This is a genomic window from Clostridium folliculivorans, from assembly GCF_024341905.1.
Taxonomy (GTDB): Bacteria; Bacillota; Clostridia; order Clostridiales; family Clostridiaceae; genus Clostridium_AR; species Clostridium_AR folliculivorans.
In genome coordinates this window covers 1-12,798 of record NZ_BQXY01000016.1, presented here as the reverse complement: position 1 = coordinate 12,798, position 12,798 = coordinate 1, and the positions used below count along the sequence as shown (strand labels likewise).

16 protein-coding genes, 2 tRNA genes and 1 rRNA gene are annotated in these 12,798 nt (G+C 30.4%); 4 read left to right on the top strand and 15 right to left on the bottom strand.

Going from position 1 to position 12,798, the window contains the following annotated elements:
* Positions 1-8: 8 nt before the first annotated feature.
* The 3 genes from OCU55_RS22805 to OCU55_RS22795 are packed head-to-tail and all read right to left on the bottom strand — an operon-like array spanning position 9 to position 2,052.
* Positions 9-1,046 carry a protein arginine kinase gene (locus OCU55_RS22805; protein ID WP_261854587.1) on the bottom strand — a complete coding sequence of 346 codons (1,038 nt, stop codon included), beginning with the start codon at positions 1,044-1,046 and terminating at the stop codon, positions 9-11.
* Between the two features lie 11 nt (positions 1,047-1,057).
* A complete protein-coding gene (locus tag OCU55_RS22800; RefSeq protein WP_261854586.1) occupies positions 1,058-1,576 on the bottom strand; it encodes a DUF7685 domain-containing protein in 519 nt (172 codons plus the stop codon).
* A 20-nt stretch (positions 1,577-1,596) separates the two neighbouring features.
* On the bottom strand, positions 1,597-2,052 hold the full coding sequence (locus OCU55_RS22795; RefSeq protein WP_261854585.1) for a CtsR family transcriptional regulator: 456 nt from the start codon (positions 2,050-2,052) through the stop codon (positions 1,597-1,599).
* A gap of 195 nt (positions 2,053-2,247) precedes the next feature.
* Between OCU55_RS22795 and OCU55_RS22790 the strand changes: the two genes are divergently transcribed.
* Complete coding sequence (locus tag OCU55_RS22790; RefSeq protein ID WP_261854584.1) at positions 2,248-2,886, top strand: MBL fold metallo-hydrolase; 639 nt, start codon at positions 2,248-2,250, stop codon at positions 2,884-2,886.
* 50 nt (positions 2,887-2,936) lie between these two features.
* On the opposite strand, the gene OCU55_RS22785 is transcribed toward OCU55_RS22790, so the two are convergent.
* The 8 genes from OCU55_RS22785 to OCU55_RS22750 form a co-directional block, all read right to left on the bottom strand.
* Complete coding sequence (locus OCU55_RS22785) at positions 2,937-3,107, bottom strand: DUF362 domain-containing protein (protein WP_160678819.1); 171 nt, start codon at positions 3,105-3,107, stop codon at positions 2,937-2,939.
* Between the two features lie 98 nt (positions 3,108-3,205).
* Positions 3,206-3,409, bottom strand: a complete 204-nt coding sequence (locus OCU55_RS22780; protein WP_261854583.1) for a heavy-metal-associated domain-containing protein — start codon at positions 3,407-3,409, stop codon at positions 3,206-3,208.
* Between the two features lie 11 nt (positions 3,410-3,420).
* The gene (locus OCU55_RS22775; protein ID WP_261854582.1) at positions 3,421-4,326 is read right to left on the bottom strand and encodes a PSP1 domain-containing protein; all 906 of its coding nucleotides are present in this window, start codon (positions 4,324-4,326) and stop codon (positions 3,421-3,423) included.
* Between the two features lies 1 nt (position 4,327).
* Entirely contained in the window at positions 4,328-5,257 is a 930-nt protein-coding gene (locus OCU55_RS22770; protein WP_261854581.1) for a DNA polymerase III subunit delta', read from the bottom strand.
* Positions 5,258-5,271: 14 nt separating this feature from the next.
* Positions 5,272-5,601 carry a cyclic-di-AMP receptor gene (locus tag OCU55_RS22765; RefSeq protein WP_183279257.1) on the bottom strand — a complete coding sequence of 110 codons (330 nt, stop codon included), beginning with the start codon at positions 5,599-5,601 and terminating at the stop codon, positions 5,272-5,274.
* 90 nt (positions 5,602-5,691) lie between these two features.
* Entirely contained in the window at positions 5,692-6,336 is a 645-nt protein-coding gene (gene tmk, locus OCU55_RS22760) for a dTMP kinase (RefSeq protein ID WP_261854580.1), read from the bottom strand.
* Positions 6,337-6,374: 38 nt separating this feature from the next.
* On the bottom strand, positions 6,375-7,820 hold the full coding sequence (locus OCU55_RS22755; RefSeq protein ID WP_261854579.1) for an aminotransferase class I/II-fold pyridoxal phosphate-dependent enzyme: 1,446 nt from the start codon (positions 7,818-7,820) through the stop codon (positions 6,375-6,377).
* A gap of 14 nt (positions 7,821-7,834) precedes the next feature.
* Positions 7,835-8,050: a sigma factor G inhibitor Gin gene (locus OCU55_RS22750; RefSeq protein ID WP_427847088.1), complete on the bottom strand. Its 216-nt coding sequence runs from the start codon at positions 8,048-8,050 to the stop codon at positions 7,835-7,837.
* Between the two features lie 159 nt (positions 8,051-8,209).
* On the opposite strand from OCU55_RS22750, the gene OCU55_RS22745 reads away from it, so the two are divergent.
* Positions 8,210-9,376, top strand: a complete 1,167-nt coding sequence (locus OCU55_RS22745; RefSeq protein ID WP_261854578.1) for a zinc-binding metallopeptidase family protein — start codon at positions 8,210-8,212, stop codon at positions 9,374-9,376.
* A gap of 137 nt (positions 9,377-9,513) precedes the next feature.
* On the opposite strand, the gene OCU55_RS22740 is transcribed toward OCU55_RS22745, so the two are convergent.
* Positions 9,514-10,026, bottom strand: coding sequence for a hypothetical protein (locus tag OCU55_RS22740; RefSeq protein WP_261854577.1), 513 nt, complete (start codon positions 10,024-10,026; stop codon positions 9,514-9,516).
* A gap of 263 nt (positions 10,027-10,289) precedes the next feature.
* On the opposite strand from OCU55_RS22740, the gene OCU55_RS22735 reads away from it, so the two are divergent.
* Together OCU55_RS22735 and OCU55_RS22730 are read left to right on the top strand one after the other, a co-directional pair.
* Positions 10,290-11,234 carry a magnesium transporter CorA family protein gene (locus OCU55_RS22735; protein WP_261854576.1) on the top strand — a complete coding sequence of 315 codons (945 nt, stop codon included), beginning with the start codon at positions 10,290-10,292 and terminating at the stop codon, positions 11,232-11,234.
* A 115-nt stretch (positions 11,235-11,349) separates the two neighbouring features.
* Positions 11,350-12,276: a S66 peptidase family protein gene (locus tag OCU55_RS22730; protein ID WP_427847087.1), complete on the top strand. Its 927-nt coding sequence runs from the start codon at positions 11,350-11,352 to the stop codon at positions 12,274-12,276.
* Positions 12,277-12,515: 239 nt separating this feature from the next.
* Here the strand turns inward: OCU55_RS22730 and OCU55_RS22725 are convergent.
* The 3 genes from OCU55_RS22725 to rrf all read right to left on the bottom strand — a co-directional run.
* Positions 12,516-12,590, bottom strand: a tRNA-Cys gene (locus OCU55_RS22725).
* A gap of 17 nt (positions 12,591-12,607) precedes the next feature.
* Positions 12,608-12,683 (bottom strand) — tRNA-Phe (locus tag OCU55_RS22720).
* 6 nt (positions 12,684-12,689) lie between these two features.
* A 5S ribosomal RNA gene (gene rrf / locus OCU55_RS22715) occupies positions 12,690-12,798 on the bottom strand; the annotation flags it as partial.

Here is a 12,798-nt window from a genome sequence, read left to right as displayed (position 1 = left end):
GTCACCTCCTAATTATTAATTTTTCTAAATGTCTCTCTAACTAATTTACCTCGTTCTATATCTCTTTCTTTTTCTGTTAGCTTTCTATCAACCTTAAGTTGAAGAGAAGCTGGCTGAATTAATACAAGTAAACTGTTCAAAAGTTTTTTATCTATATCATCTATTATTGACATTTCTACGCCTAATCTTACATAAGACAAAAGTTCTAGGCATTCTTTTGAACTTAATATAATTGCATTCTTTAGTATTCCAATTGACCTATATATTTTATCCAAAATTTCATATTCATAATTAGCTCTTAGGTGTTCTCTTGATTTTATTTCTTGAGCTGTTATTTGAGAAACAACAGCCTGCAGATTGTTTAGTATTTCTTCTTCAGTAACTCCTAAAGTTACTTGATTAGAAATTTGATATATATTACTATCTGCATTAGATCCTTCTCCATAAAGACCTCTTATTGTCATTCCTACTTGGGCTAATCCTTTTATTAAACCATCTATTTCTTTATTCATAGTAAGTGCTGGAAGATGAATCATTACTGAGGCTCTCATTCCAGTGCCTATATTAGTAGGGCAAGCTGTTAAATATCCAAACCTCTCATCAAAAGCATAATCAAGATAGTTTTCAAGCATATCATCAAGTTTAGTGGCTTCATTGTAGGCTTCTTTAATATCAAATCCTTTTGTTATACACTGAAGTCTTATATGATCTTCTTCATTTATCATTATGCTCATTGTTTCATCTTTATCAACTAAAAAAGCTGTTTTTTTATAAGATTTCAATAAATTAGGACTAATAAGATGCTTCTCAAAATAACTAGTTGATACATTTCCACCTATCTCCCAAAGCCTAACTGTTGTAAATTTATCTCTTGTATTTTCATTTAAATAGAATGCACTCTCTATTCTGTCAACATTTTCTCTTCCTGCGTTTTCATCAAGTTTATTAGTAAAATGTACTTTTTTCAAATTCCTTGCAAGTCTTACTCTTGAACTAATAACTATTTCATCATTAGCATTATCAAGTCCACTAATCCAATTATTCATAAAGTATCCTCCTATTCTCCAATGATTTCTTGAAGTGACTTTATTTCATCTCTAAGGACTGCAGCTCTTTCATATTCTTCACCCAAAATTGCATGCTGAAGTTCTTCCTTCAATTTTAACAACTTTCTCTTTTCTACTAAACATTTACCTGCTTTTGTAGGAACTTTACCTATGTGTTCTACATCTCCTTGAACTCTTTTGATTACAGGATTAATTGTATTTTGAAAGTTTTTATAACATTCACTACACCCTAAAAGTCCTGTCTTCTGGAATTCATTATAAGCCATTCCACAATTCTCACAAGTTACTTCAGTTTTCTGGGTATCTCGGGATGTTTTGTTTACATAATCCACAAGTCCACTCAAAAGGTTTTGGAAAGAAAACTCACCTAAATCTTCAAAAGGATTTAAAGGTATCTCCATGGATTCATTAGCACACTTATCACATAGATTCACTTCTTTCTTATCTCCATTTATAACCTTCACGATATGAACACTAGCTTCTCTTGAACCACATTTATCACATAACATATCTCTTACCTCCCTTTACCTTAAGATAATAGAACCATGACCAATGATCTTAATATATCTGCTCTAACTCTATTTTTATTTTCTGCATTTTGGAGAGTTCTATCATTAATTGCAATTTTAATTAAAGCTAATTCACGTTTATTTATTATATCTAAATCATATAAGCTTTCTATTATTGCTACTCCATTTTGATAGGTTAAACTATCTCCTATGCTAGAACTTATTATTTCATAAATCTTATCTTTTGTATCATAAGTAATTTTCTTTATAAGTATGCAACCTCCGCCGCCTCTTTTGCTTTCAATTAAATAACCCTTATCACAAGTAAATCTAGTTGTTAATACATAGTTTATTTGTGATGGTGCACAAGAGAACTTGTCAGCTAACTCATTTCTTTGTATTTGAAGTTCTTGATCACAGCTCTGTTCAAGTAAGTTTTTTATGAATTCTTCTATAACGTCAGATAATCTAGCCACCATATCACCACCTTACTTTGACTTTCTTTGACCTTAAATATATAATAATATTTTTTCAATATTGAATCAAGTAATAAGTGTTATTAATTAACAAAGATACTCATAGAAAATCAAAGTTATCTTGCTCTAATTGAGTATAACGAACTCTTATGGTTATAATAGAAGTATAAAAAGCAAATTTAAGGATGTGACTGTATGGAAATAATTTCTCTAGGACATGCTTCGTTTTTATTAAAAAATTCTATTGGGAAAAGGTTATTATTAGACCCATTTCCTAATGACATAGGTTATTCAAGCTATGAAGATAAAGTGGACTTAATAGTTATGAGTCATAAACATTTTGATCATTGTTATATATCTGTAGCTAATTCTGAAACTAAATTAATCGATACAATAGGATATCATGAAACTGAATTTTGCACCATTGAAGGTATACAAAGTTATCATGATAAAGAAAATGGGTTAAAAAGAGGGGCTAATATCATTTATATTATCAATATAGATGGTTTTAGAATATGTCATCTTGGGGATCTAGGTCACATACTTGACTCGGAAACATTATCAAAGATAGGGCAAGTGGATATCCTTATGATACCTGTAGGAGGAAACTTTACTATCGATGGCTCAGAAGCTGCTAAGGTTGCAACTTCTATTAACCCAACATATATTATTCCTATGCACTACAAAACTCCAAAGCTTACTTTCGAACTTGAAGGTCCAGAAAAGTTTCTGACTTCTATTAAAAATGTGAGAAAGATCGATTCTTATAAGTTTATACCTGATGAAAATGAAAGTTCATCTAATAATGTTATACTTTTTAGTTTGATTAAATAACATTTTTGTATAAAAAAAGGCCACCTTACGGTGGCCTGTCCAATTTAAAACTAGTCTTGAACTGGTGCTCCTACTGGGCAAACATTAGCACAGTTTCCACAATCGATACATGAATTTGCATCTATGTCGAATTGTGTATCTCCTTGACTTATAGCATTAACTGGGCATTCAGCAGCGCATGCTCCGCAGCTTACGCAAGCATCTGTAATTTTATATGCCATAACAAACACCTCCTAAAAAAATGTGGTGTACAAACACCACATTCATTTTAACATGTTTTATTTAATTTTAAAAGACTTTTGTTGTTAGTTCTACAATTTTACAAAACAATATATCCCAAATCTTCAATGGAAGTTATTATTTCATCCAGTTCAACAAAATAATTGTCATAAACAACATTAACTTCTCCCTTTTCCTTGCTTATCTCACAAGCAATTACACCTTCATTACTTGAGATAGCCTTTTTAATCTTAATAATGTCATCTGATGTTTTCATGCTAGGAATTTTTATTGAAGATTTCATAGTTTACCTCCTTAATTACCACTAAACAAGTCCTTTATCATCTTTTTGTCTATATCATCATCTAATTCTAGCTTTATATCATGGTCGTCTACTGTACCTTCATATCCTCCTGATATAAGCTTAACATTTTCAATCTTGAATTCTTCTACAAAATCTTCTTCACCTCTAAATAGTTTAACCTTAACTTTCTCTTTAACTACTGAGTTAGAAATAACTTCACCTCTACCAAGCTCAGTTTCAACAACTGAACCAATCTTAGGCAATCTCTTGCGTATATCTTCATATGTATTTTGCTCATAATTAAGACAGCACATAAGTCTTCCGCATATTCCTGATATTTTGGTAGGATTAAGCGAAAGATTTTGTTCTTTAGCCATTTTTATTGAAACTGAAGCAAAATCGCCTAAAAATGTAGAGCAACACAATGATCTGCCGCAAGGTCCTAAACCGCCTATCATCTTAGCTTCATCTCTTACTCCAATTTGTCTAAGTTCTATTCTTGTTTTAAATATTGTTGCAAGATCTTTTACTAGTTCTCTAAAATCTACTCTTCCATCTGCAGTGAAATAAAATATAACTTTATTATTATCAAATGTATATTCTACATCTATAAGTTTCATATTTAATTTATGTTCTGTTATTTTATCAAAACACACTTCAAAAGCATGCTTTTCTCTGCTTTTATTATCTTCATGTCTAGCTATATCATCAATATCAGCCACTCTTAGAACACTTTTTAGAGGTGCAACGATTTCACTTTCATCTATTTCTTTAGGTCCAATAACGCATTCTCCAAATTCTATTCCTCTTGCTGTTTCAACTATAACATTATCGTCTTTCTTTATTTCAATCTCATTTGGATTAAAATAATAAATCTTTCCTGCCTTTTTAAAACGAACTCCTACGACTTTGATCATATTAAACCTCCAGTAGGCTTATCATCATAACATTAAAGGTCATTTGAGCATTAGTATTACTCCTTAGATTTATCCTAGTTTCATCTATAACTCTTATTATTCCCCTTAACTTTTTATAAGCCATCATGTTTGATAAGTCTTTTATCTTATCTAGCTTATCTCTATTTATAATATACGTACTATCTTGTAGCTCTTTATATATAATTATATCCCTTACAAAGGATATTATAATCGAAAATATATCCTCTTGTTTATTATCATGCTTAGCTATAATAGTTTCATACTTTAGTATTATGTCTTCATTATGACTATTTATGTCCCTTAATAAATCCAATACTATATTTCTTAGGTCTTCAAAACTACTATCTTCAATAAACTTTTCAACTTTACCAGGTATTCCTTCACTGAAAGAAATTAAGGTACTTTTCTTGTCTTCAGCTATGTTAGAATACTTTTCTTCTATAAAAAGCTTTATTTCAGATTCCTTTAGTGGAAATAACCTATGTACTTGGCATCTAGACTTTATTGTATCTAGAATTAATTCAGCACTTTCACATAAAATTATTATATATACTCCAGAAGGGGGTTCTTCAATTGTTTTAAGTAAAGCATTCTGTGCTTGAACCGTTAGCTTATTCCCCTCATATATAATAATTACTTTTTTATCGCCTTCATAAGGCCTTTTATTTGTTTCTGTTATAATTTCTCTTACTTCATCTACTCCAAAGGAATTTTTAGTAGTTTTATAATTAACTATATCAATATATTCTTTAAAATCATCTTTTTTCATTATTTTAGCTGCAAATCTTTTAGCTACAATACTCTTTCCAATTCCGTCTTCACCAATTATTAGATGAGCATGAGAGAGTGCATTTCTTTCTATACTATTATCAAATCTGCTTAATATTTCACTATGTCCTATAAAATTCATGCACTCTCCTCCTTTTATATTTTGACAAACTTATCTACGTCAACTACAAATACTGTTGCTCCTCCAACCTCAACTTCTACGGGGTATGGTATATAAACTCCTGTTGTTCCAGCCATAGGAGATGGGGAAGATACTACCTGTTTTCTTGTCTTGCAGATATCTTCTATCAAGTTAATAACTACATCAACTCTTTCTTTTTCAACACCTATCATTAATGTAGTATTCCCTGATTTTAAGAAACCACCTGTTGTTGCAAGTTTCGTTACTCTAAACCCTTCATCTGTTATTCCATCAATTAAGTCTAATGCATCATCATCCTGAACTATTGCAATAACTAACTTCATAATAACACCTCCCGCAAATTTTATTGAATATATTGTAAGCCTTTATTATTCTTTATTTTATCACAACTAATTAATTTTGAATACAATTAGTTAAATATATCCTTTTCTTTCGATAAAAGTAATAATCTCTTTGGCAACAACTTCTTTTACTTCTGCTAAAGATTTAGAAGCATCTACAATCACGGTATTATGTTCGTACCTTTTAGCCAGTATATGATACGCTTCTACTACTTTTTCATGGAACTCTATACTTTCTAAATCTAATCTATTAACTTCTCTTTCATCATTCTTATGTATTCTATTCAAGCCTTCTCTAGGGTCTATGTCAAACAATATAGTCAAATCAGGCATATGGCCTTCAATGGCAAAATTATTTATTTCCATAACATTATCCATTCCAAGACCTCTAGCATAGCCTTGATATGCCAAGGAGGAAAATATAAATCTATCACATAAAACTATCTTACCTTTTTCTAGAGCAGGAATTACTTTTTCAACTAAATGTTGTCTTCTTGAAGCTGCATAGAGTAAAGCTTCAGTTCTTCCATCCATCTCTACATTATCTTTGTTAAGAATTATACTCCTTATTTGTTCTGATATCGATATCCCACCTGGTTCTCTTGTAAATATGTACTCTAAATTGGAATCTCTAAATAAACCTTCAAGTTCCTTTATCACAGTAGTTTTTCCAGCACCTTCTGGCCCTTCAAATACTATAAATAACCCTCTTTTCATATGTCTCACTCTTTCTTGTTATATTCATTTAAATTTATTTACTTATTTATCCTAGATAATTGATTTTCTTTTATAACCTTAATATTACCATCACTTATTCCTAACATAGTTATTCCATCATTAAGTGATTTTTTTATGACTTCAATATGTTCACATTCTATCCTTTCACCCATTATAAGCATAGGCACTCCAGGAGGATATGGAATTATATTTTCTCCAACTATTCTTCCTAGCGAAGATTCTAATACAATTATTTCTTTGTCAAGCTCAAAAGCATCTGCAGGTATCAATTCTTGTATTGGCAATTTAACTTTATATATAGGCTTATCTATATCTCTTATTGCTTCAATATCTAGAGTTTCAAGTGTCTCTAAAAGACTAACGAAATCATCTTCAGTATTAAAAGGGGAAGTTAATAAAACCACATTATTATCTCCACTCATCTCGGCTTGAATTCTATTATCTCTTAATACATCTAAAAGCTTATGCCCACTTAATCCTTTACTTAAAAATAAGACTAATCTGCTATCATCAAATATAACACCTTCTTCGTGTATATAGCTCTTATCAAAAACCTTGATATATGAAAGATTGTTTATCTTGCTTTTTATCTTGTCCATTTTATCAAATAGATTATCATATGCTCTTTTGCCTTCATATTCAAGAAAAGCTCTACTGTAATCTAAAGAAGCCATAAACATATATGATGGACTCGTACTCTGAAATACTCCAAAATAAAAATCAGCTTTTTCTATTAGCATTTTATTATTTATGTGTAAATAAGAAGTTTGAGTAAAGCTTGGCAAAGTTTTATGAGCACTCATTACTACCATATCTGCGCCAAGTTTAACTGGATTTTTAGGCAACCTTTCATGAATTCCAAAATGTGCGCCATGTGCACAATCAACTAGAACTTTTATGTCTCTCTTCTTACACTGGTCGATTATAAACTCAATGTCGCAACCAATCCCATAGTAATTAGGATAAGTAAGAAAAATTCCTTTTATATCCTTGTTATCAGAAAGCAGTTTAATAAAGTATTCTCTATTTATAGACTCCGGAGCCTTAAGTATTGGATTAATTGTATTCTCCATATATATAGGTTTTAATTTTCTCATAATAATACTATTCATTATAGATCTATGACAATTTCTTTCAACTAATACATTGTCACCTTCATCAAAACATGTATAGCTCATTATTAAATTCCCGGAAGTACTCCCATTAACTAAAAAGTACGACTTTTCGCTACTATAGAGATTACTAAGCATATCTAAAGCTTCTTTTAATACTCCCTCTGGCTTATGAAGGTTGTCTAATCCATCTACTTCCGTTATATCAGCGGATAATATAAATTCTGTTAAATCTATATCCAGATCATCACATTTAAAACCTCTGCCGCTCTTATGCCCAGGCATAGAAAAAGGCGCATTGCGTTGCTTAACATATTCCTTTAAAGCTTCTACTAAAGGAACTCTCTTCATAAGAACCTCCTATATTATAAATACTCACTAGTTTCATAATTATTTTTCAAAATATGAGGGGTTACGTTTTTCTTAATACAGTTTAAATAGTACTTGTAAAAATCTGTATTTGACTTGCAACCAATTAGATTCATCTCACAATTATGACAAATCTTTTTACCGTTTATTATTATACCATTTTCATGAGTTTTTCCACATACTATACATTTATTTTTATATATATTATTCATAACTAACTATTGCCTCCATATACTTACATATTATCTTAATTCTTAACTCATCTAATATATTTTATTCAATAATGATCGCAATCTTAATTTGTCCACAATAAATATTTTCTTCCAATAAGGATAAACTATATTAAACTGTTTATTTCGGAGGTAAAATTAATGAAAAAAGATATGGAATCTTATTTATCTTCTGAGAAGGAAAATTTAAGCGACCTATGTAAATTCTTATACAATAATCCTGAAGAAAGCTATTCGGAATACGAATGTTGTAGATATATTAGTAACTTTCTCTCTGAGAGAGGGTTCAATGTAACAAATAGTTTTTTAGGCTTAAATACTTCTTTTTGCGCAACAAAGGGATCAGGCTACCCTAAGATATGTTATGTTTGCGAGTACGATGCAATTAAAGAAGATGGTCATATTACTGGTCACAATCTTCTTTCAACAATATCTGTAGGAGCGGCTATAGCCCTAGGACATATTATTGAAAAAGGTTCCGGAACGGTAATACTCTTAGGATGCCCAGGCGAATACCTAGGTGGAACTAAATCAACTATGGTTCATCAAGGTTTTTTTGATGATATTGACGTGGTATTAGAAGCACATCCAGATATAGTCACTTGTGAAAGTGGAACTTCAGCAGCAATAATCCCTTTGCAAGTAAACTTTAGTTGCGTAAATGGATTGAGGTTCTTAAATGAATATACTTATTCTTGCCTAGATACAGCGCTACTTACTCTTAATACAGTAAATGTACTGATGAAAGGTTTCCCAGATGACGTTAAAATTGACTCAGTATTATCTAAAGGCGGAACTACGCCATCTCTTATGCCTAACGAAACGGAAATTAAATTTTATATAAGGGCTAAAGATATGGATCTTGCTATGATAGTAGATCAGAAAATTAAAGAAGTATGCTATTATATATCAAAACTTATGAGAGTACAGAACTCTACTTCACTTTATGAACCACCAAGTGAGGAACTTCTTACTAACTTAACCCTAAATAGATTACTAAGTCATAATTTGAAAGAACAAGGTATAATTGATATTAAACCTCCGCGTGATATTAGATCTGGTTTAAGCTTAGGAGTGGTAAGCCAAAAGGCACCCTGTATACAATCATATATCTCTATAATTGAAGATGATAGTATAAGATATGGAACTAAAGAATTTAGGGATTCTACTCTAACGGAACACGCCCTAGAAGTCGCAGTAAACACTGCGTTAGCTTTAGCCTCAACAGGATATGATATAATCGAAAGCGAAGAACTCTTAGGAGAAATAAAAAGTGAATTTTATTCATTTAAAAATAATTTAAAATAGTTTTTATATTAATTGTAAACTTTATTTATGTAATAATTAAGCAACACTCGCTTACTACTAAGTATTGTATTCTTTTATAAAGCTTAGCATAAAGTTGAATAGGGTCACTAAGCATATACTGCTTAGTGACCCTATTTTTAAACTACCAATATTTCCTTTTGTCTTATTCCATGACTCCCCAATTTATTTATCAAATCTCCACTTGGCTGAAAATAAAACTTCTTATATTTGTGAGTATCCTTATATATGCAGCAGTAAGTTTTTAGCCCAAGAATATTACATACATAAAGCCTTGTACTGCTTATAGGATATTTCTTAGGAGAGGATATTATTTTTCCTAAATAAACTATATCTGTTATTTTAATATTCTCTAAGGTTATCTGTCCGGTAGATTTAACTTTATGAATAATAAGCTTGTCAGCAACAATAGAATACTTATAGTAAGTTCTGCATCTTACTACTTGAAGAATTCCAAATGCTATCGTCAATACTATTATAAATATATTAATAAATATACTAACTTGTTGATTATAAATTACTACTGCTTGATTATAATTTGATAAAACAATCATTAAACATAAAACTATTATACTAACAACAATTGTGGAAGCTTTTTTTCTTTCTATTACTTCCTTATGCATCGTACCCATATACTTGTCTCCCCCGTTGTACAAGTTAATACTATAACATAGTGATTATACATCTATTTCAATTATTTATCCATTACTTTTATAAGCAAATATTTGCTCTAAAAACCTTAAATTATATCTTTTAATGATTAGGTTAGTTTATTCTTTCATATAATCTCTTTTACTAATGTATGTTATAATTTATATTATATACAATAATTTTTATTTAGTATATTGTTTTTAAGTGTTATAATTCTTATGAAATATTAATGGAGGTATTTTATATGATTCAGATATATAAATCAGTAAGTGACGTTGATCCAACATTAAGAAACCTAGATAATATAGAACCTGGCTGCTGGATTAATTTAGTTGCCCCTTCAGATGAAGAGCTTCTTCTTATTTCTAAGAAAACCTCCGTGCCAATAGAATTCTTAAGGGCACCTTTAGATGATGAAGAAGCGTCTCGTATTGATATAGAAGATGCGAACATGCTTGTAATAGTTGATATACCCTTTACTGAAATGGAGGATAACTCTTTAACCTATGATACATATCCACTGGGAATAATACATACTGAAAATGAGCTAATTACTGTTTGTTTGAAAAATTCAAAGATACTAAGTGATTTCACTTATGGAAAAATTAAATCTTTTTTCTCATTTAAAAAATCGAGATTTATCCTACAAATTTTAAATAGAGTTTCTACATATTATCTTATATATCTAAGACAAATAGACAAGAAAAGTCTTATGATAGAAAAAAGACTACATAAATCAATGAAAAATAGAGAGCTCATACAACTTCATTCACTAGAGAAGTCTCTTGTATACTTTTCCACTTCACTCAAATCTAATGAAATAACTTTAGAAAAAATGCTAAAGCTTGAAATAATGCAAAAATATGAAGAAGATAAGGATGTATTAGAGGACGTAATCATTGAAAATAAGCAAGCTATTGAGATGACTGAAATATATAGTAATATACTAGCTAGTACTATGGATTTCTTCGCCTCGGTGATATCAAATAACTTAAATATAGTAATGAAAGCTCTTGCATCACTAACTATATTACTAGCCATCCCAACTATAATGGGTGGAATATATGGAATGAATATTAGGTTACCATTACAAGACAGTCCATATGCATTTCACATAGTTATGGGAGTTACTACAGGCATAGCTCTACTTGTTGCAGGACTACTTTATAAAAAAGATATGTTTTCATAGTTTTATTTAGATTAAATAATATTTCAATCTCAATTATGAATGCTGATGAATAATATAATAATTGAGATTGTTACACAAGAGGACTATATGGTCCTCTTATATTTTTATTTGGGAGGTGTTTATTATACTAGCTCATGGAATTAAATTAGGAAAAACCATTGGAATTATATCCCCTGCTGGTTGTGACGATCTAGAAGTAATAAATAAAAAGATTTCTGATTTTGAAAACTTAGGTTTCAATGTAAAAGTCGGTGATCATGTATTCGATAAGTATGGATACCTTGCAGGCGAAGATAAAGAAAGAGCTTATGATCTAATGAATATGTTTATTGATGATGAAGTAGATGCCATTGTTTGTTTTAGAGGTGGATATGGAAGTGCTCGAATTTTACCCCATCTAGATTTGGATATCATAAAAAAACATCCTAAAATATTTTGTGGTTATAGTGATATAACTTTAATTCTAAATTACTTATATAAAAAATTAGGTCTTGTAACCTTTCATGGTCCAATGGTAAAATCGGATTTCTCAGACTTTATCACTAGAAATAGCTTTTTTAATGCTATTATGGATAAATCCTGTAATTATAAAATAGATTTAAATTCTTTTGACTCAGTACAGATTCATAATACTAAAAATATAAGTGGAAATCTTGTAGGAGGAAACCTATCTATTGTTTGTAGCAGTTTAGGGACTCCATTTGAAATTGACACAAAAAACAAAATACTATTTCTAGAAGACGTAAATGAAAAAATTTATTCAATTGATAGAATGCTAACTCAACTTGATTTGGCTAATAAACTAAAATGTTGCAAAGGATTTATACTAGGCAATTTTACACCAAATGAAAATGATATGAAAGAATATAATTTTACACTTGATGAACTAATTTCTCAAAAAATATTGCCATTAGGAAAGCCTACTATTATTAACTTGCCTTTCGGCCATGAATATCCAAATATAACTCTTCCAGTAGGTGGTGCTGTTAAAATAGATTTTAAAGCAGGCTCAATAACCCCAGTCAAGAAATTTGTATTATAAGTAATCCACAGAAATTAAAATAATCAACAATAGTTATCCACAAAAACTGTGTATTATTTTCATTTTTCTGTGACTAACTTTTGACTTTTCTGAATTTTACCGCAAAATAGTGGTTTTTTATGTACTTATCCACAATTGTTACTATTTTTTTATTCTACAAGACATTAACTACTATTATAAATTTATATCTTAATAAAAAAACAAAGTCTGTAAACAAAAAAGTTTACAGACTTTACTTTTGGAGGCGCCACCCGGATTTGAACCGGGGCATAAAGGTTTTGCAGACCTTGACCTTACCGCTTGGCTATAGCGCCGAATTAATTAAAATAAATGGTGGCCAGACCAGGAATCGAACCAGGGACACGAGGATTTTCAGTCCTCTGCTCTACCGACTGAGCTATCTAGCCATATTTACCTAGCGACCACCTACTCTCCCACACAGTCGCCCATGCAGTACCATCAGCCGTCTAAGTCTTAACCTTCGTGTTCGGTATGGGTACGGGTGTAACCCTTAGACGCATC

Bases quoted from the DNA above. Each gene is read 5' to 3' on its own strand.
- OCU55_RS22805 (WP_261854587.1), bottom strand. From the start codon at position 1,046: ATGAATAATTGGATTAGTGGACTTGATAATGCTAATGATGAAATAGTT.
- OCU55_RS22800 (WP_261854586.1), bottom strand. From the start codon at position 1,576: ATGTTATGTGATAAATGTGGTTCAAGAGAAGCTAGTGTTCATATCGTG.
- OCU55_RS22790 (WP_261854584.1), top strand. From the start codon at position 2,248: ATGGAAATAATTTCTCTAGGACATGCTTCGTTTTTATTAAAAAATTCT.
- OCU55_RS22785 (WP_160678819.1), bottom strand. From the start codon at position 3,107: ATGGCATATAAAATTACAGATGCTTGCGTAAGCTGCGGAGCATGCGCT.
- OCU55_RS22780 (WP_261854583.1), bottom strand. From the start codon at position 3,409: ATGAAATCTTCAATAAAAATTCCTAGCATGAAAACATCAGATGACATT.
- OCU55_RS22775 (WP_261854582.1), bottom strand. From the start codon at position 4,326: ATGATCAAAGTCGTAGGAGTTCGTTTTAAAAAGGCAGGAAAGATTTAT.
- OCU55_RS22770 (WP_261854581.1), bottom strand. From the start codon at position 5,257: ATGAATTTTATAGGACATAGTGAAATATTAAGCAGATTTGATAATAGT.
- OCU55_RS22765 (WP_183279257.1), bottom strand. From the start codon at position 5,601: ATGAAGTTAGTTATTGCAATAGTTCAGGATGATGATGCATTAGACTTA.
- tmk (WP_261854580.1), bottom strand. From the start codon at position 6,336: ATGAAAAGAGGGTTATTTATAGTATTTGAAGGGCCAGAAGGTGCTGGA.
- OCU55_RS22755 (WP_261854579.1), bottom strand. From the start codon at position 7,820: ATGAAGAGAGTTCCTTTAGTAGAAGCTTTAAAGGAATATGTTAAGCAA.
- OCU55_RS22750 (WP_427847088.1), bottom strand. From the start codon at position 8,050: ATGAATAATATATATAAAAATAAATGTATAGTATGTGGAAAAACTCAT.
- OCU55_RS22745 (WP_261854578.1), top strand. From the start codon at position 8,210: ATGAAAAAAGATATGGAATCTTATTTATCTTCTGAGAAGGAAAATTTA.
- OCU55_RS22740 (WP_261854577.1), bottom strand. From the start codon at position 10,026: ATGGGTACGATGCATAAGGAAGTAATAGAAAGAAAAAAAGCTTCCACA.
- OCU55_RS22735 (WP_261854576.1), top strand. From the start codon at position 10,290: ATGATTCAGATATATAAATCAGTAAGTGACGTTGATCCAACATTAAGA.